The organism is Pseudomonas fluorescens, from assembly GCF_902498065.1.
Lineage (GTDB): Bacteria > Pseudomonadota > Gammaproteobacteria > Pseudomonadales > Pseudomonadaceae > Aquipseudomonas > Aquipseudomonas fluorescens_BJ.
This window is the reverse complement of the sequence record NZ_CABVIR010000002.1, coordinates 338,257-356,247: the sequence shown is the minus strand read 5'-3', so window position 1 is coordinate 356,247 and position 17,991 is coordinate 338,257. Positions and strand designations below refer to the sequence as shown.

Below are 17,991 nucleotides of genomic sequence, written 5' to 3'. Positions count from 1 at the left end.
CACGGACGTGATCCGATCGCCTTGGTTGATCGATGCACCTAGCCCCCCCCATCAGAGAAGCAAAAGAGCTGCAGTATTGGCCAGAAAATGGAGCAACTTTCAATGAGTAAACTGGATCGCTTCATGCGAGAAAGGGATGTGATTGCGGTGACATCGCTGTCACATTCCACTATTTGGCGTGCGATGAAGGTTGGTAGGTTCCCGCGGCCCGTCCTCATTTCACCAGGACGAGTCGGATGGAGAGAATCTTCGATCGTTGCTTGGCAAAAAAGCCCAAGCGACTGGAAGGTCACTGATTTTAGTTGAGAGTAGTGCCATCAGCTATCCCAATGGACGGCACTGAGCATCCCGCCCAATCATCGTGGCCGCATGCTCACCTTAACTGGTTTTAATGATTGCAACGTGCCAGTATTTGATGAGATTACGGCCCGTGTAGGGCGGAAACTATTTAAACCTGACATCGTTCGAAGGGATAAATCGATGCCATTAGAAATAACTTTAGGCGCTCTCACGAAAGCTCTTACACCTATTATCGCACCAATAATAAAAGAAGGCGTAAACCTATTCAAAGACCAGCGCCTAAAATGGTCAGCTGATAGCTCCGCAAAAAAATTGTCGAAAATAATAGTTGGAATCAACACGGTAAAAACCGTATGGTCCAGAGACAAAGGAATTCTAATAGATGACTTCTACTATCCATCAAAAATAAAAAGAACGCGATCTCGGCTCGGCGATTTAGAACCGACAAAACTGATCTTCGAAAACTCAATTATTGAGGGGATTGTAGGACAGGGAAAATCCATTTTAATGCGGCAACTGTGTAACTTTGCCGTGGAAAATGGGATTATTCCAATATTCATTGAGCTTCGAATGATCTCTCAAGACCGTTCACTCACGAATCTAATTACAGACTTCATGGATGCGGCAGGCATTCCCGGCGGGAGTGATATATTCAGCTACTTAGCCAACAAAAACAAAATCGTATTAATCCTTGACGGGTTTGACGAAATACCTTCGCCATTCATCAAAAGCACCGTATACAACATATCACAACTACAAAAACTGCATGACGATCTAAAAATTGTTATTTCATCACGACCATCACAAACGATACAAAACTTAGCGGGATTTCACGTCCATCAATTGGCTGAACTTACAGACAAAGATTATGAACCTTTTTTAAGGAAAATAGTTCACGACCCAATTACTCGCTTCAACATCCAGTCAGCCATTGTAGACGCACCACAAAATATTCGCGGAGTGATCACAACCCCGCTAATGCTCACACTTCTTGTAAGAGTTTATCAAGTCGAAACAGAGATACCCGCGACACTTCCTGATTTTTTTGACAGACTCTTCAGCGCTGTATTCATTCAGCATGATGGCTATAAACCTGGTTTCGAGCGTGAACACCACAGCAAACTTTCGGCGTCAAAACTACAAAAACTGTTCGATGCTTTTTGCTTCATGACGCTGCAAGAAGGGTTCGGCCGAACCCTTCAAAACTCCGACTTTCGCAAATCGTTTACTAGGGCTCTTAAATACACTCCCGCATCTATTTGTGAAATCGAAGGCTTTAAAAAAGACATCACCAATGTGGCTTGTTTGATGCTTGAAGACGGATTTGAGCAAATCAGTTTCTTACACAAGAGCATTATGGAGTACCACGCTGCCTCTTTTATACAGACATCAGGTGATGATTTCGCCACAAAATTCTATAGTCGAGCACCGGAAGACTACGATTCGTGGGCGGAGACCCTAGGCTTTCTCAGCTATATTGATGAATACAGATACGGAAAATTGTACATTCTGGAATATTTTCCTCAAGCCTTAGACGCGCTATCAGAAACCCTTAGGAAAAGGACTCCTGAATCGCTTATTGAATATATAAACAACATCGCACCAGACTTTACGATTAGCGTTGGTAATTCAACTTTCAGATCATTTACAAGCGCCTCATCTGAAAAACAGCATTTTTTTACGAACGAAATCATCTTCGCCATCATTAATAACATGAGAGAGCAAGAGAAAAAATCATCTAGTAGAATTATCCACAAAGCAACGCGCGAAACCGTATCCAGCAAAAAGGGAGTGCTAGAGATAAGCATTAAAGCAATGGTCGACAATTTTGATCAAAGCTCAGTATGGAAGACGCTAACAGCAATAGAACAAGAATTGTTTGACACAATACAAAAATACAAACTGATAGTAAGCGCAGAGAAACAGAAAGACGACATCTTCGACTAAAACCACCTCTTCCTTGCAAGCCATCACCTCAGGTAACGCCAAGCCAGAATATCTAGCTTGGCAAACCTAATACATCAGGCGACCCCGTCGCACACCAACAACTTTACTTGTGACTGAGAATGTTTTTCTGTAACCATAACGACCAACGCTGCAGGCCGCGCTGCTTTTCTTTAAAGTAGTCGTATCGGTCATAGTGTTTGGACGACACATCGTTGAATGCGTGGCCCTGGATCCGATCGCGCAATTCCTTTTCCAGGCCCGCTACCCCCATCAGCGTTTTACAGGTCCGCCGAACATCGCGAAGCGTGAACGGCCCGTCGAACAGTTTTGTATGTCGGCTGTAAAGCTTCGTCACCGCCCTGGACAACAACTGAGTGTGTAGGGGCCTGTCTTCCATCTTCCCCATAAACCGATAGGCGCTCGTTTCGCTGATCTCATCCAGCGTCTTGAGGCTTTTCCGCATCAGTCTATTGTAAGGCACCGCATGCAAGATCCGCTCACCGTCAACGCCCTTGAGGTTACGGATGACCAGGTGATCGTCGAAGTACTGTTTGCGCGTGGTGCCAAGCAATTGCTGGGGGCGCTGGCCACCTGACGCGATCAGAAACTTAATCAGTTCGGACGTCACAAGCGACAGCTGTTCGGGCAGCAGATTCCATAGGGATTTGAGTTCAGCAACTGACAACGCCCGATTACCTGGCAGCTCCCAGTCTGCCTGCACCGGAATGCTGGCCACCGGATTACTCAGCAGCCCGAACTGAACCTTGTTCTGCAGATAGTTGCGCGGGTTGTGCTCTTGCTCCAAACCCAGCTGGAACGCTGCGTGCAGTTGCGATCGCACGCGGTTGCAGTAGGTGGTTATGCCGTTGTCGATCATCCTCGCAATAACAGTGCGGATCTCGACCGGTCCAATCATCGCTACCGGGCGCTGGGCCATTTGCGGAAAAGGCCTAGTCACATAGCGCTCAAACGAGCTTTTGACGTCTTCGACCGATGCGGCATTTTCAGCGCGAAGCTTTGCGATGTAGTTGTCCATGAGCTGCTGGAACGTGCCCGCTGAAATCACCAGTTCCTTTTCTTCACGGCAACTGTCCCGGGCAACGGTCAGGCTTAAGTCTGGCCAAGTGCCTAGCTTCGTGAGTTTTTTCTTCCCACCAACGAAGCGCTGGAAATAGAACTCCTTTGTCCCGTTTGGACGAATCTTGAGTAGCAGTACGCCCTCTCCCCTCGCACTACGTCCGTCCGATATGACGTATGGCTTTTCCCGTGGCTGCAGCGCCCGTATCTGCTTATCCGTGAGCATAGGTGTCTCGTCCTGGCAGTTGGTGACAGTTCGTGGTGACAGTTCGCCGGAACTACTGTGGCCCGAGCTGAACGAACACTGAATGCTCCACCACGCTGAAAGGCGCGATCCTACTGGGCTTAGGGGGGTTAATGATATTCCCCGGTAGATGATGGCATTACGCCAATAATAGTTTCCCAAGCTGATAACGAGGGTTCGATTCCCTTCACCCGCTCCAATCGAATTTTTGTCTCGCGTTAAGATGGTTTTGACGGGGATGTAGAAAGAAAAAAACCGGCCCATGTGGCCGGTTTTTTTTATGGTTCGGATTTAGTGACACGCTGCATTCACTGCTCAGCTCCGCCTGCTTTTAATTCCTGCCGCTCGTCAGCTCTCCAGCACACTCCCTCGACCCTGCCTTCCAATAAGTACATTCCCTTGCACAGAAGGCTTAAGCATGAACACCAAAATCACTGCTCTGACGCTTGCGGGTCTACTGTCTTCTTGTTCGTTCTACGCGCTAGCGACCGAGAAGACTACGACAGGAAGTGCCGTTCCTCCTGCCGCCCTTCCCGGTCTTAACCAGGGGCAAGACGCTGAATCAAACAAGGACAAGGCCAGCAAAAAGGGCGAGGAGTCTTCGGGGGCAAATTCCGGAGCCGATTCGAAAACGCTGGAGAAAGACTCGGGTTCTTCGCACAAGGCGGAGGAGTACCAGAAAAAACAACGAGAAAGCCACCCTGGAGGCGTGAAGCAACCGGCCTCGTGAGCATCCGTCTCGGTTTCAACGCGGAAATTAGCATTTTTCTATGAAATCGGCGTTTTGTTAGCGTTTTCGATGCCCAATTAAAGGATTGCCGACACTGACACCGAAGGGGCAATGCCCATTCTTCGGGGGTTTAAACGAGGCAGTATGCAGAAAAGGCAGGGTCCTACACGACTCTGGGAATTGTCCGTACACTTGCGCATTGCTGTGCCTTTGCCACGAAGCCTATAGTCCGAACCGCGCCCAAATGGCGTATCGGGTTTGGCGACTCGATAGCAAGGTACAGAAGCCTCCGAGTCCGCTCGGAGAGTTTCTGAACGCACTCGGCTGCCTGTTTTTGGTGGCTGTGCGTGGGAGACCTTTAGGTCTGCCGGTTTGTGCCTTGCCCGGTTCGCCAACCCGCGTACAGCTACCACCCTTTGTTTGGCGACGATGAGTGGTAGTTCACCTAACTTCAAGGTAATCACTCATGAATGAATACATGGCTTTAACCAGCAACGCCGACGACCTCCCCACCTTCTACGTCAACACCACCCAACCGCTGCATTCACTGCTCAGCTCCGCCCGCTACAGAATCGGCGCGGTAACGCAGGTTCTGGAGAACCTCGCGATGCGCGGCGAAATCTCCAGCGATTCGGTGATTCTCAGCGACTTCGCAATGCTCTGCGCCATCCCGCTGCGCGATGGCTGCGATGTGCTGGATGTCATTGCGCGACGGATGGATGCGGAATAGTAGTGCCGTGACTTAGGGGCGCCTTTCGAGGCGCCCTTTGCGTTTCCAGCGTCAGTAACTGGATCAGCAGAGGAAAGGTGAACATGCTTTATCCGATAGCTATTTCAATCGGCGATGACGAACACGCGTGGGGCGTAGACGTCCCAGATATCCCAGGTTGTTTTTCCGCCGGGGAAGGTCTCGACGAAGCAGTGGCCATGGCTCGCGAAGCCATCGAAGGCCATTTTGAGCTTCTCCACGAGTTCAGATCCCCGATTCCACTAGCCAGCGTTTTCAACCGGCATTCGGCTAATCCGAAATACGCAGCGTTTGTCTGGGCAGAGCTAGACATCGACATGACCAAATATCTGGACATGCCTGGGTCCGTTAAGAGATAGAGCGAACGACCAATTACTGTGGCGAGGGAGCTTGCTCCCGCTAGGTGGCGAAGCAGCCCCAAAAAAGGACTGCTGCGCAGTCCGACGGGAGCAAGCTCCCTCGCCACAGGTTTTTTGGCGCCCCACGTATATTTTCCGTATAGATCCCCGCCACCCAGTAAAGATGCAGTAGCGCAGCATCATCCCCGACCAAAAACCCCCTACCCTGCCGGCTCACCTTTCAGGCAGAGATCAGCATGGAAAATTCAGAGTTGGGGATCATGATCATTTCAATGATTGGGTTGTTCGGCTTTGCGTCGTTTCTTTTCGATTACTTGAGCGCCAAGCGAAGGGACAGATAACGTTCAGCGTTATCCGTCCCTTGTTGCCATCAGCGAGTCGCGACGATGAACAATCGCGGGAACGGCAGCAGCACCGAACCATCACTCAGCGCCGGATATGCCTGCTCGATCGCGGCGTGATATTGCTTGAGGTACTGCGCCTTTTCCGCGTCATCCAGCGGTTCGAGAAACGGTCGCAAGCCGCTGCCCTTGAACCACTCGACCACGCCCGACGCGCCGCCCGCCAGCGGATGATGGTAAGTGGTGCGCCACACATCGACGCGCGCGCAGTGCGGTCGCAGCATCGAGTAGTAGTCGCTGGCGCTGGCCATTTCCGTGCGTTGCCCGGCGGCGTCCGCCAATTTGCTGGTCCACGGGCCATCGGCTGCCACTTCGCGCATCAGGCGATGGGACGGTTCGTTGAGGTTGTCGGGCATCTGAATGGCCAGGCTACCGCCCTGGGTCAGACGGGCGGCCAGCGAGGGCAGCAACGTCGCGTGATCGGGCAACCACTGCAGCACCGCGTTGGCGAAGATCACGTCGAACGAACCGCTGTCGTTCCAGGTGCCGATGTCCACGGTGTCGAACTGCACGTGCGGCAAGCGCTTGCGGGCGGCTTCGATCATGTCGCTCGAACTGTCGACGCCACGCACCGTGGCGTTAGTGAAGCGCTCCACCAGCAATTCGGTCGAGTTGCCGGGGCCGCAACCGATGTCGATGGCCGAGCGCGCGTCCACAGGCGGGATCGCCGCGAGCAGATCACGTGCGGGGCGGGTGCGTTCATCTTCAAAAGTGACGTATTGCTGGGCGGACCAACTCATTGCGTTCTCCTGTCGAATCGTTGTCCGGACCTGGGCCGACAACCGGTTCGCTACGATACAGCGCCTGGCAGGCTCCGCTCTACTCCACCTTCGGTGGGCAATATCACTGAGCGCCTCCGCAAAAAATACCGGCTTTACTGGCCAGTTTTTTCGTCGCGGGATAAAGCACTTAATCGTAATACCCTACCGTCTTCTTCAAATGATCCGAGTACTCGTAGATGTCGTCGACCGAGTTGATTGCATGCCGGGTTTCATTCTTCTCTTCGTCAAATATGCCGATGTATTTCTGTGAACGATTGAAGTGCAGACGGCAGATCGGTTTGCGATTGTTGTCGTCCAGCAGAATGCCGAAGTAACTCTGGGTATCGCGCTGAACAATCCGTTTGGCATCCACGACTGATCGAACCACTGCACGAACGATGTGATAACCCTCTAGCTCTTCCAAAGTTGTCAGCACCTTGTCTTCTGACTCATCCCGCACATCCGGCTGCTCGGTACCACTGGAAGAAACCGGTAAAGATGCCAGCGCTGGTTGAATAGAACCACTCATGGCCGATTTGAGCCGGTCATTTATCTGGTCATTGAGAAATTGAACCACAGCCTTTCTCGTCAGCTCATGAAACTGCTCACGGACTTTCTGAGTAATCACGCCGTCGTAGACACGCGAAGCGAACACTTTCACAAAATCATCGTCGGGCTTGCTGACTTGTGAAGCGATGATTTTTTTGATTTGGCTGACGTACTTCAACTCACCAGCGGCACTGATAATCGAATCCACATCGAACGCCGATTTGGTGAGCTTTACTAATTCGGGGACGGAGTATTCGTCGATGTCCAGAAGGTCGAGTTCAAGAAAAGGCTTCTCATCCATTTTGTTGGGCGCGTCCAGATCGGTGAAAAACTTGTAAACCTGGCCATTGGTGAGGATGGAGATACGAGCGCTGGTGACATGGAAATAACGAAACAGCTGTGAGGCATGATTGATGTGTAGCGGCTCGCCGATTTTTTTGCACTCGATCAGGATCTGAACCTCCCCCCCCTTCATGATCGCGTAGTCAATTTTCTCCCCCTTCTTCGTTCCGATATCGCAAACGAATTCAGGAGTAACCTCAGTCGGATCGAAGACATCGTAGCCGAGCACCGTGCTGATAAAGGGCATGACAAAAGCGTTCTTGGTCGCCTCTTCCGTTTGAATTGCAGCGCTCTGCAAACGAACTTTGGCGGCTAGACTTGCTAACTTTTCGAAAAATTCCATGCGTGACCCCTTCCTGTTCGATCCGTGTGTTTGCATGCTGGCAAATTGACTGCCTTTGATACTAGACATAAACCGGCACAAAGAAAGATTCCGCCCAAGAATAGCGAACAACCGCCTCCAGGCTTCGATCCGGGACTTCACCGCTTTTCAGGGAATCAAAGAATGTAAGCAGAATTTTCATCGCCCCCGCGCTGTCACAAATTCAGGCGCATCCCTATAAGGACAACGGCAATGAAATTCGCAAAAATCTCGCAGAAACTCGCCTTGTGGGCCGGCAGTCCCAAGACGTTCATGGGGGCGTTGATTCTCATCGGTCTGTGGGGGTTGAGCGGGCCGATCTTTGATTACAACGACACCTGGCAACTGATCATCAACACCTCGACCACGATCATCACATTCCTGATGGTGTTCCTGATCCAGAACACGCAGAACCGCGACACTGACATTTTGCACTTGAAAATCGATGAGTTGTTGCGGGTGAACAAAGAGGCGAAAAACGCGATGCTCGGGCTCGAGGCGCTGGATCTCAAGCAACTGGAGGCCCTGCGTAAACACTACCGTGCCATGGGTGAAAACGAGGTGCATGACCTGGCGGGGTTAGCGACCAAGGGCAAGCACAAACAGGATTTGAACGACTGCTGAGTGCGGGAACTGCGTGTCTGATACACCACGGCTATTGGGTCGTCGGAACGCCGCCCGCAGCAAGCCGGCTCCTGCAGCAGGAGCCGGTTACCAAACATGTGCGTCAGCGACTGGCCTGCAGCGCTTTGGCCATCTGCAAATGATTCTGCAACTTCGGCAGGGTTTCTTCAGCGAAGGCTTTGATTTCCGGCACGTCGGTGGTCTGCGCAGTCTGCTGAAGCTGCTCGATAGCTGCCTGCGTGGTCTTCACCTGACTGGCCGCGTATGCCTGGTCGAAGGACGCGCCGTCCTGCACCTGCGGCATCAAGGCTTTGGCCTTGTCGACCACTTCTTCACGGGGGGCGACCGGCAGATCCAGTTGCTTGGCGATTTTCGCCAGGTGCTGGTTGGCGGTGGTGCGGTCGTTGATGACGACGATGGTGTAATCCTTGACCTCTTTGGATTCGGATTTCTGATGCGCCAGGCGGCTGGCTTCGATATCGGCCATGCCTTTGGCCGAAGCATCGTTGATGAATTCGGCGGGGGACTGGGCAAACGCACTGCTCGCACACAGGCCCAGTAACGTGGCAAAACTTGCACTGCGTAATCGGGTGGCCATCCGGCTCATGGTCGCGCCCTCCTCAATATAAAATTCAAACGGGAGCTTTCGCTCCCGCTTCTCAATCAAAACTACGTTCACCACTACTTGGATTTCTGACCACCTTTGCGGCCCATATCGGGTTTCGAAGGCTCTTTATCGACAGTCGTGGTGGTAGTTTTCCCACCTTTGCGACCGGCTTCAGACGCTTTCGTTCGATCGGTGGCAGTATGTCCCGTGTTCGAGTTTCTTGAGTTAGGCATGATTCTCTACCTCATGGGATTGATCGCAGCGAGCTGTAGCCCGCATAGAATCTGAATTTCGATCACGGTAAAGGTTTAGAAAAACTGGGGTCGATGCGACGAACGGCTACCCGTGTTCAGCACTCAAGCCGCAAATGATTCTGCCGCTTTGCGCTGTACATGGCCTCGTCGGCATGGCGGAGCAATTGCTTTTCTTCCGTGCCATGCTCGGGAAAATGCGCGACGCCGATGCTCGGCTGAATGCTGACGCTGTGACCGTCCAATCGCAGCGGCTGCGCCAGAACTTGACGGATTTTTCCCGCCACACTGTCAGCATCTTCCGAGGCCTGGATGCTGTGCAACAACACCACGAATTCATCGCCGCCGATGCGTGCCACGGTGTCGGTGTCGCGCACGCAGCCCTTGAGCCGATTGGCTACCGCTTGCAGCAGCATGTCACCGACTGCATGGCCGTGGGTGTCATTGACTTCCTTGAAGCGGTCGAGGTCGACGTACAGCAGGGCCATGCGCCCACACTCCGACTTGGCCAGTGTCAGCGAGGCTTTCAGCCGGTCGCGCAGCAACTCGCGATTGGGCAGTTGGGTCAGTTGATCGTATTGGGCCATGCGCTGCAGCCGGGCATGCAACTGCTTGCGCTCGATGGCAGTCGCGACCTGAGCGCACACGAACTGCAACAGTTCCTTGTCTTGCTCGGTGTAGCGCTCGCCGCCCGCCACGCTTTTAACGATCAGCGCACCGATGGTGCCGTTCTGCGAGTTCAACGGCACGCCCAGCCAGCAGGGCGAATGCTGGCCGGCAACCATCAACTCGAAACCTTCCGGGGCATTGTCCTGATCCGGGGTCAGCAGAATCGGCTGGCCGCTGCGGATCACCTCGGCACACAGCCGTCCGGTAACGGTTCCCGGCTGCTCGGGTTGCTGTTCGCTGTCGTCGACGTGGTAAGGAAAATTAAGTTGCGCGCAGTGCTCGTCATACAGCGCGACGGAGAAATTCAGCGCCGGCAGCCATTCACCGATAATCAAGTGAATGCGTTTGAACAACGCCAGCAAGTCCTCCGCCGCGTGAGCCGCTTCGGAAATCGCATACAGCGCGGCCTGCCGGGACTCTGCCTGCTTGCGCTCGGTGATGTCGCGGGCCACGGCGATGCGCAGTTGATCGACTTCCGACCAGCGCGCGGACCACAGGATGTGCACCACGCCGCCATCCTTGCGCAGGTAGCGATTTTCGAAGTTGAGTTTGGGCTCGCCGCCCATGATCTCCCGCGCAGCGTCGAGGGTGCGCTGGCGATCGGCGGGATGCACCATATCGATCATCGGCAGGCCCACCAGCTCATCAGGCGTGTAACCGAAAATGCGCTCGCACGCCGCACTGACAAAAACAAAGCGACCCTGTTTATCGACCGCGCAAACGGCGTCCAGCAGTAGATCGATGTAACTCGCCAGCGGCGCGGAATTTCTGGTTGCCATGATGCAGAGAGCATGTCCGAACAATGCAGCAATAAAAAAACATCCCTGACCGGTAATAATGTCGCTGACGCGTCCCTGCGATCAGTGTCAAGCCTTGTTCGGCATCAGCCCCGGTAAAGCATGCACCAGGGCGTTGATGGCGAAACCGATAAACATCACCCCGCACAACCGGGTGATCGCCAGTTCATGCCGTTGATACAGGCTGCGTACCTGCCGTGCACCGACGATGCCAATGAGGATAGCGTAGGCCAACAGACCACCAACGAAGCTCAAGACAATCAACCACGGCAGCATCGACCAATGCAGCAGTTCCGCACGGCTGGACAGCAACGCCGTAAACGTCGCCACCGCCACCGGATACGCCTTGGGATTGGTCAGTCCGAACAGAATGCCGTGCCAGAAAGGTTGGCGCGCCGGGCCCTGCGGCGCTTCGGCGCTGCTGCGTTTGGCCCGCACCGCGCGCAAACCAAGCCAGAACAGATAGAGCCCGCTGAGCACGCCCAACACGTCAAACGCCGTACTGCCGATTTCCCGCGCACCGACAATGGCGATCAGCGCGGTACTGCACCAGACCACGTCACCGAGCAAATGACCACACAAAAAACCCGCCCCTGCCCGCCGCCCACGCGCCGCGCCGATGCCAAACACCGCCAATACGCCCGGCCCCGGAGTGATCCCGTAAATGAAGCCCGAGGCGAGAACGGCCATTAGCAGCGATGGAGTCATCGGGGAAATCCTTCCGAACTATGTGGTGAATGGGCGCAAGTCTATATCAGGTCCCTGGCAATCAACTGACTGATCGTCAAAGAACTTCATTCCCGCATAGGGCCGTTGCCGACAAGCGGCCAGTCGCGACGCCAGATCGCCGACATGGGCTTCGAGCTTGTGACCGTCCGGGTCGAGGAAGTAGAACGAGGCACCTTCGCTGCGGTTGTCGCGCCATTCCCGGACGTTGGCGGCTCGAAGGCGTTCAACGAAGGGCGGGAAGTCGGGTGCGCTGATGTTGAAGGCGTAATGGGTGTAATCGGCGGCAGGTTCGCAGTTGCGCAGCGGATCGAGGGAAAGGCACAGCCAAAGGCCGGGCAGCGAAAGATAGGCACCGGTGTCCCAGGTAGCGTCGAGCTGAAGTTGCAGGAGGTCGTGATAGAACTCAACGCTGCGGGTCAGGTCGGTGACGGCGAGGGTCAGGTGGTTGAGGCCGCTCAGCATGATAGTTATAGACCTTTGAAACCTTGTGGCAGGACGTAGCTTTTACCGTCGTATCGAAGCGTCGTCAGCACCGGTTTTTCGGTAATGGTCTTTGATTCACAAGCCTCCCCCTCGCCCTTCCCGTTTTCGCGGGTGGACACTGTTTTGACGATCAGATCCGCGTAGCCATGTGAGCGGGTGTTGCCGATTTCGAGGGTTCGGGTGTGCTGATAAAGCTCTCCGGCGCAATTGCCATCCCATTCACCGCCGTACTCATAGGTGATGAGCTTGTCGAGAACCGGACGCAACTGGCCGCCCTCTTTCACATAGAGCGAGAGCAACGTTTCACTCACGGGATTGACCCGTGACGAACCATTGAACGTGACGCGCACACCAAACGCTCTCAGGTCCGGCGTGAGCTTGTAACGTGCGGTGTCGAGTTGCAGGTCTTCATAAGCGATGGCATCCGACTCAAAAGCCGCTGCTTTGTGATACGTCGCCAGCGGTTTCGAATCGCCAGCCGAGACAATGGCAAGATTGAGATCGTATTTACCCTGAGGGCCATCATCGCTCGCCGAATACCCCGATTCGAACTGCGACAACGCTGTGATCGTCAGCCCCGGATAAGCCGGCCAGTCTTTGCACACCGAATAGCCGAAATCGCCGGCCAGAAACGGTTTCGCGCAATCAGCGAAGGCCTGCGTTGTCATTACCAGTCCACACAGCGCTACACAACTCATCCATCCAGACTTCAAGGTCATTCCCTGTTCCTTATGTATTGCTGAAAACCAGATAATTTCAGACCCGCACTATCGCCTCCTCTATCCGCCCATTCAACCCGTTCAACGCACTGCTTGAGGGTCCCGATCCTGTAGTTGGCTTGCCAACGCCCCCCCTTGTTGCTCGATGTTTTTGGGGTTGGCTGTGTCGGGAGGAGATCGCCATTCAGGTCTGGCAACACAAAACCGTGGACGATTCGTCCTCGACCGGTCGCCTCGGTATAGTCTGCCGCAATCAAAACGCCTGACAAAACAACAACCCAAGGCTTTCCATGAAGAGCAGCACCACCCTCCTCGTCACCTGCAGCACGGTTTTTCTCGCGCAGTTGGGCATGAGCATTTACCTGCCGGCGCTGCCGGAGATGGCTCGATATCTGTCTGCCGAGGCCTCGCAGGTTTCGTGGGGGCTAGCGGTGTATCTGATCGGCATGGCGCTGCCAATGTTGTTCTGGGGCAGCCTGGCTCAGCGCATCGGTCGAAAACCGGTGCTGCTTGCGGCGCTTGCTATTTATGGGTTGGGCAACCTTGCGCTGCCCTTGGGCCAGACGCTGGAATCCTTTCTGTTTTTCAGACTGGTTCAGGGCATTGGCGCCAGCGGAATTTCGGTCATGGCACGGGTGTTGATCCGCGACAGTTTTCGGGGAGACTTGTTGGCCAAAGCGCTGTCCTGGCTTTCAATTTCTTTCGTGGTGGCGCTGGGGATTGGCCAGTATCTAGGATCGATTATCCAGGTCACATTGGGCTGGCCGGCGATTTTCTACCTGCTGGGCAGTGTCAGTCTGTTACTGGCGATGGTCGTGGCACGGGTCACGTTCCCGGTGCGGGTGGAAGACACCGTTCAGTCGTCCGCGTGGTCGAGTTACTGGCGTATTCTGCGTGATCGGGCCTTCCTGTTGCCGGCGCTCACCGGCGGGCTGGGTTATGGGGTGATCATCGCGTTCAACACTGCCGGCCCGCTGATTTTGCAAGGACCGTTCAACTGGTCGGCCGTGGAATACGGGCTGTTGGGCTGGCCGATCAGCGCGGGGTATTTCCTCGGGGCCTTGGCGGTCAACGGTCTGGTGCTGCGCACCGGTCAGCGTCGGTTGATGACGGCGGGTGTGGGACTGGTGCTGGCCGGCAGCGCGGTGATGTTGCTGGGGAGCATCGCCGGCACTTCGATTGCGCTGCTGTTCTGGTTGCCCTACTGCGTTGCGGTGTTCGGCCAGTCGTTGAATTACCCGATCAGCCTGGCGCTGGCCAACGACGGTTCGCCGGTCGGCGGTGCCTATGCGATGGCGTTGAGCGGGTTCATCCATCAACTGATGGCGGCCGTCATCGGCGGCATCGCCAGCCTGATTGCCAGCCAGCAGGCATGGCCGTTATCACTGTTATGCACGTTGCTGGCCCTGGGCGCGATGCTCTGCGTGATCATCGCGCCCGGCCGAAAAACCGCTTAGAACGCGCTGCGGAAAATCTCCTCGATCTGCCGCTGATCCGCTGCACGTGGGTTGGTCACGCCGCACGCGTCTTTCAAGGCGTTGGTGGCGAGGGTGGGGATGTCGTTGAGCCGGGCGCCGAGTTCACGCAGACCGGCAGGAATTTCCACGTCCCTGGCCAGGCTGCGGATGGCCGCAATGGCCGCCTGCGCGCCCTCTTCCGGGCTGAAGCCGCGGATATCGGCGCCCATTGCGTGGGCCACGTCGGTCAGGCGGTCGGCGCACACCAGCGCGTTGAAACTTTGCACATGCGGCAACAGCACGGCGTTACAGACGCCGTGGGGCAAGTCGTAGAAACCACCCAACTGGTGGGCCATGGCATGCACGTAGCCAAGCGACGCATTGTTGAACGCCATACCCGCAAGAAACTGTGCGTAAGCCATGTTTTCCCGCGCGGACAGGTCGCTGCCATCTCGCACAGCAAGGCGCAGGTTGTTGCTGATCAGTGTGATCGCCTTCAGCGCGCAGGCATCGGTGATCGGGTTGGCGGCAGTGGACACGTAGGCTTCGATGGCGTGGGTCAACGCGTCCATGCCGGTGGCGGCGGTCAGGCTTTTGGGCATGGCGACCATCAGCGCCGGGTCGTTGACTGACAGCAGCGGCGTGACGTTGCGGTCAACGATGGCCATTTTCACGTGACGGGATTCGTCGGTGATGATGCAGAAGCGCGTCATCTCGCTGGCTGTGCCGGCGGTGGTGTTGATGGCGATCAGCGGCAGTTGCGGCTTCTCGGATTGATCGACGCCTTCGTAATCGCGAATCTGCCCGCCGTTGGTCGCGCACAAGGCGATACCCTTGGCGCAGTCGTGGGGCGAACCACCGCCCAGCGACACAACGAAATCACAGCGACTTTCCTTGAGCAGGCCCAGGCCACTTTCGACGTTGGCGATGCTCGGGTTGGGCTTGGCGCCGTCGAAGATAACCGAGTCAATGTCCAGCATCGCCAGCCTCTCGGCGATCATCGCCGCCACGCCGGCCTTGGCCAGCCCGGCGTCGGTGACGATCAACGCCTTGCGAAAGCCGTACTTGCCAATGGCCGCCATGGCTTCGTCGAGGCAACCAATACCCATGATGTTCACGGCGGGGATGAAAAACGTGCTGCTCATGGCGAATCTCCAGGTCTAGGGCCGTATCGGCTGTTCGATCCGGCGGATACCCACAGGATCGCCCCATCGGCCAAGCGCTAACTTGATCTGGCTCAAGTCCGGGTCGTGATAAAGTCGCCGCCCATCCGACCTTTTGCTTTTTGAGACGACGAACGCAATGACCGAATTCCAGGATGTCGATGCCCAGCTTGAAGACTGGAACGCCTTGCGCGCCACCGCCTCGATCAGCGGCCTGCTGGTAGGCAACGGCGCCAGCCGCGCGGTGTGGGACGATTTCGGCTACGACTCGCTGTTCGAAAACGCCCGCACCGTCGAAGAAAAACCCCTGAGCCAGTCCGAGCTGAGCGTGTTCGACGCCATGCAGACGCGCAGTTTCGAGCAGGTGTTGAGCGCGCTGAAAACCACCAGCCGGGTGAACAAGGCCCTGGCCGTCAGCTCCGCCGCACCGCGTAATCGCTACTACGCGATCAAGGAAGCGCTGATCAACACCGTGCACGCGGTGCACATCCCGTGGCGGCTGGTAATGCCTTCGACATTGGCGACGATCAGTCAGGAACTGGGCGGCTACCGGACGGTGTTCACCACCAATTACGACTTGCTCAGCTACTGGGCAATCCAGCACCAGCCCGAGGCCATCACCGATCTGTTCCAGGGCGCCGAGCCGGGGTTTGATTTGAGCGCCACGGCGACCGATAAAACCCGTTTGCTGTACCTGCATGGCGGTTTGCACCTGGTGCGCAATCAGGACGGCACGGCGCGCAAACTGATGTCGACCGAGGGCACGTTGCTGGGCAGTTTTGCGATCAACAACACGATCAAGACCCTCGATGACGTGCCGCTGTTTGTGAACGAAGGGCCGAGCGCGGACAAGCTCAAGACCATTCGCAGTTCGGATTATTTGTCGTTTTGCTATGACCAGTTATTGGGGCATGCCGAGGGCTTGTGCGTCTTTGGGCATGCCCTGGGTGAGCAGGACAGCCACATCATTCATGCACTGCGCCAGGCAAAACCCAAGGTGGTCGCGATTTCGATCTATCCGCGCAGCAAGGCGTTCATCCAGCATCAGAAGCGGCATTACGCGAAGGTGTTTGAGGGGACCGGATCAGAGCTGCGGTTTTTTGATTCGAAAACGCATGCGCTGGGGAGCCCGAAGCTGACCGTTCCTGTCGAGGTTTAGCGGCGACGCTAATGACCCCATCGTCTGGGCGGCATTCCGACGATGGCGTCAGTCCAGCCGACTCATTCTTCCGCGCTATGCACCACCACCAGCAACTGCGCCTGAACCTCGCCCACCGAGCGAATCCTGTGCGGTTTCTGCGCATTGAAGTGCAGCGCATCGCCGCGATCGAGCAGCACGCGCTCGTTCATGAAGTCCACTTCCACCTGCCCTTCGTGGACAAACAGAAACTCTTCCCCCAAGTGTTCCTTGAAGGTTTTGTCCGCGAATTCGAACGGCGGATAAATGATAAACGGCAACAGACTGCGCTCACTCACCTGATGCGCCAGCACCGCATAACCAGGACTCTCATCATTGGCCGCCAACGACTGGCGCTCGTGGCTGCGCACCAGGCTGTAGCTATCGAGGCTGACGCTGTCTTCGGAGAACAATTCCTCGACCTTGACGTTCAGCGCCTTGGCCAGCTTCAGCGCGGCCGCGATGGACGGCGTATTCAGCCCACGCTCGACTTTCGACAGATAGCTCTTGGTCATGCCGGATTTTTCGGCCAAGGCTTCGAGCGTCACGCCTAGTTTTTTTCTCAATAATTTCAAACGGATAGACATGGAGATCGATTAACCCATCAAGAAGGCGACGATTTGCCCTTGCCAATGACACAAGGTGTCATATAGCCTCGTTAGTGTCATTTGCGTGAAACACCCGAGGACACTGATATGGCGAAGACCTTAGCACTACCCAAAGAGCAACTGGTCAAGCAAGCACTGACCCAGATGCAAAATACCCTGGCGGATAATACGTGGACCGACCGGCAAAAGCTGGCCCTGACCTGCCGGATTCTGTTCGAGAATGGTCACGACTCCGGCTTGGCCGGGCAGATCACCGCCCGTGGCCCGCAGCCCGGCACTTACTACACTCAACAACTGGGCCTGGGTTTCGACGAAATCACCGCCAGCAACTTGCTGCTGGTCAACGAAGACCTGGAAGTGCTTGAAGGCCACGGCATGCCCAACCCGGCCAACCGTTTCCACAGTTGGGTGTACCGCGCCCGTGCGGACGTGAACTGCATCATTCACACGCACCCGACCCACGTCGCGGCGCTGTCGATGCTCGAAGTGCCGCTGCAGATTTCCCACATGGACCTCTGCCCGCTCTACGACGATTGTGCGTTTCTTGAAGGCTGGCCGGGCGTGCCGGTCGGTAACGAAGAGGGCGAACTGATTGCCGGCGCCCTCGGCGACAAGCGCGCGGTCCTGCTGTCGCACCACGGCCAGTTGTCCACCGGCACGACCATCGAGGAAGCCTGCGTCATCGCGCAACTGATCGAACGCGCCGCCAAGCTGCAACTGTTGGCGATGAGTGCAGGGACTATCAAGCCGATCATTGCGCAGCTGGGTCGTGAAGCCCATGACTGGATCTCGACACCCAAGCGCCATGGCGCCGCTTTCAACTATTACGCTCGGCAGAACCTGCGCCAACACGCCGATTGCCTGAACTGAACCCACGCATTTTCAAGA

Annotated in this window: 19 protein-coding genes and 1 pseudogene; 9 read left to right on the top strand and 11 right to left on the bottom strand. The window is 55.6% G+C overall.

The genetic code is table 11. From position 1 onward, the window contains the following. Window positions 1–87 precede the first annotated feature (87 nt). Together F8N43_RS10890 and F8N43_RS10885 are read left to right on the top strand one after the other, a co-directional pair. Window positions 88–306 carry a helix-turn-helix transcriptional regulator gene (locus tag F8N43_RS10890; RefSeq protein WP_318182897.1) on the top strand — a complete coding sequence of 73 codons (219 nt, stop codon included), beginning with the start codon at window positions 88–90 and terminating at the stop codon, window positions 304–306. Between the two features lie 96 nt (window positions 307–402). Then, the gene (locus F8N43_RS10885; protein WP_191630125.1) at window positions 403–2,247 is read left to right on the top strand and encodes an NACHT domain-containing protein; all 1,845 of its coding nucleotides are present in this window, start codon (window positions 403–405) and stop codon (window positions 2,245–2,247) included. A gap of 103 nt (window positions 2,248–2,350) precedes the next feature. On the opposite strand, the gene F8N43_RS10880 is transcribed toward F8N43_RS10885, so the two are convergent. Further along, entirely contained in the window at window positions 2,351–3,550 is a 1,200-nt protein-coding gene (locus F8N43_RS10880; protein ID WP_150653755.1) for a tyrosine-type recombinase/integrase, read from the bottom strand. A 436-nt stretch (window positions 3,551–3,986) separates the two neighbouring features. Here F8N43_RS10880 and F8N43_RS10875 point away from each other — a divergent pair, with 436 nt between their 5' ends. From F8N43_RS10875 to F8N43_RS10865, 3 genes and pseudogenes are all read left to right on the top strand, one after another. Further along, window positions 3,987–4,298, top strand: coding sequence for a hypothetical protein (locus F8N43_RS10875; RefSeq protein ID WP_150653754.1), 312 nt, complete (start codon window positions 3,987–3,989; stop codon window positions 4,296–4,298). 466 nt (window positions 4,299–4,764) lie between these two features. Next, on the top strand, window positions 4,765–5,028 hold the full coding sequence (locus F8N43_RS10870) for a short-chain dehydrogenase (protein WP_150636297.1): 264 nt from the start codon (window positions 4,765–4,767) through the stop codon (window positions 5,026–5,028). Between the two features lie 83 nt (window positions 5,029–5,111). After that, window positions 5,112–5,378, top strand: a pseudogene (locus F8N43_RS10865) (type II toxin-antitoxin system HicB family antitoxin); the annotation flags it as partial. A gap of 397 nt (window positions 5,379–5,775) precedes the next feature. Here F8N43_RS10865 and tam read toward each other — a convergent pair. Continuing rightward, on the bottom strand, window positions 5,776–6,546 hold the full coding sequence (gene tam / locus F8N43_RS10855) for a trans-aconitate 2-methyltransferase (protein ID WP_150653751.1): 771 nt from the start codon (window positions 6,544–6,546) through the stop codon (window positions 5,776–5,778). A 169-nt stretch (window positions 6,547–6,715) separates the two neighbouring features. After that, a complete protein-coding gene (locus F8N43_RS10850) occupies window positions 6,716–7,801 on the bottom strand; it encodes a type I restriction endonuclease (protein ID WP_150653750.1) in 1,086 nt (361 codons plus the stop codon). 231 nt (window positions 7,802–8,032) lie between these two features. Between F8N43_RS10850 and F8N43_RS10845 the strand changes: the two genes are divergently transcribed. Continuing rightward, the gene (locus F8N43_RS10845) at window positions 8,033–8,443 is read left to right on the top strand and encodes a low affinity iron permease family protein (RefSeq protein WP_150630929.1); all 411 of its coding nucleotides are present in this window, start codon (window positions 8,033–8,035) and stop codon (window positions 8,441–8,443) included. 103 nt (window positions 8,444–8,546) lie between these two features. Here the strand turns inward: F8N43_RS10845 and F8N43_RS10840 are convergent, their stop codons facing one another. The 6 genes from F8N43_RS10840 to F8N43_RS10815 all read right to left on the bottom strand — a co-directional run bounded on the left by F8N43_RS10840 (window position 8,547) and on the right by F8N43_RS10815 (window position 12,698). Further along, entirely contained in the window at window positions 8,547–9,050 is a 504-nt protein-coding gene (locus F8N43_RS10840; RefSeq protein ID WP_150630930.1) for a DUF4142 domain-containing protein, read from the bottom strand. Between the two features lie 74 nt (window positions 9,051–9,124). Beyond that, on the bottom strand, window positions 9,125–9,283 hold the full coding sequence (locus F8N43_RS29520; RefSeq protein WP_150630931.1) for a stress protein: 159 nt from the start codon (window positions 9,281–9,283) through the stop codon (window positions 9,125–9,127). Between the two features lie 116 nt (window positions 9,284–9,399). Further along, on the bottom strand, window positions 9,400–10,749 hold the full coding sequence (locus F8N43_RS10830) for a bifunctional diguanylate cyclase/phosphodiesterase (RefSeq protein WP_150653749.1): 1,350 nt from the start codon (window positions 10,747–10,749) through the stop codon (window positions 9,400–9,402). An 87-nt stretch (window positions 10,750–10,836) separates the two neighbouring features. Continuing rightward, on the bottom strand, window positions 10,837–11,475 hold the full coding sequence (locus F8N43_RS10825) for a LysE family translocator (protein ID WP_150636288.1): 639 nt from the start codon (window positions 11,473–11,475) through the stop codon (window positions 10,837–10,839). 18 nt (window positions 11,476–11,493) lie between these two features. Further along, window positions 11,494–11,958: a fosfomycin resistance glutathione transferase gene (gene fos / locus F8N43_RS10820; protein ID WP_150653748.1), complete on the bottom strand. Its 465-nt coding sequence runs from the start codon at window positions 11,956–11,958 to the stop codon at window positions 11,494–11,496. Between the two features lie 5 nt (window positions 11,959–11,963). Further along, window positions 11,964–12,698 carry a hypothetical protein gene (locus F8N43_RS10815; protein WP_150653747.1) on the bottom strand — a complete coding sequence of 245 codons (735 nt, stop codon included), beginning with the start codon at window positions 12,696–12,698 and terminating at the stop codon, window positions 11,964–11,966. A 290-nt stretch (window positions 12,699–12,988) separates the two neighbouring features. On the opposite strand from F8N43_RS10815, the gene F8N43_RS10810 reads away from it, so the two are divergent. Next, complete coding sequence (locus F8N43_RS10810) at window positions 12,989–14,155, top strand: MFS transporter (RefSeq protein WP_150636282.1); 1,167 nt, start codon at window positions 12,989–12,991, stop codon at window positions 14,153–14,155. On the opposite strand, the gene yiaY is transcribed toward F8N43_RS10810, so the two are convergent. Next, window positions 14,152–15,300, bottom strand: a complete 1,149-nt coding sequence (gene yiaY / locus F8N43_RS10805) for an L-threonine dehydrogenase (protein ID WP_150653746.1) — start codon at window positions 15,298–15,300, stop codon at window positions 14,152–14,154. The genes F8N43_RS10810 and yiaY overlap by 4 nt on opposite strands. Before the next feature lie 157 nt (window positions 15,301–15,457). On the opposite strand from yiaY, the gene F8N43_RS10800 reads away from it, so the two are divergent. Continuing rightward, complete coding sequence (locus F8N43_RS10800; RefSeq protein WP_150653745.1) at window positions 15,458–16,477, top strand: DUF4917 family protein; 1,020 nt, start codon at window positions 15,458–15,460, stop codon at window positions 16,475–16,477. A gap of 62 nt (window positions 16,478–16,539) precedes the next feature. Here the strand turns inward: F8N43_RS10800 and F8N43_RS10795 are convergent, their stop codons facing one another. Then, window positions 16,540–17,082 (bottom strand): helix-turn-helix domain-containing protein, encoded by a 543-nt coding sequence (locus F8N43_RS10795; RefSeq protein ID WP_150630939.1) that lies wholly within the window; start codon window positions 17,080–17,082, stop codon window positions 16,540–16,542. Window positions 17,083–17,190: 108 nt separating this feature from the next. Between F8N43_RS10795 and F8N43_RS10790 the strand changes: the two genes are divergently transcribed. Next, a complete protein-coding gene (locus tag F8N43_RS10790) occupies window positions 17,191–17,973 on the top strand; it encodes an aldolase (RefSeq protein ID WP_150630940.1) in 783 nt (260 codons plus the stop codon). Window positions 17,974–17,991 lie beyond the last annotated feature (18 nt).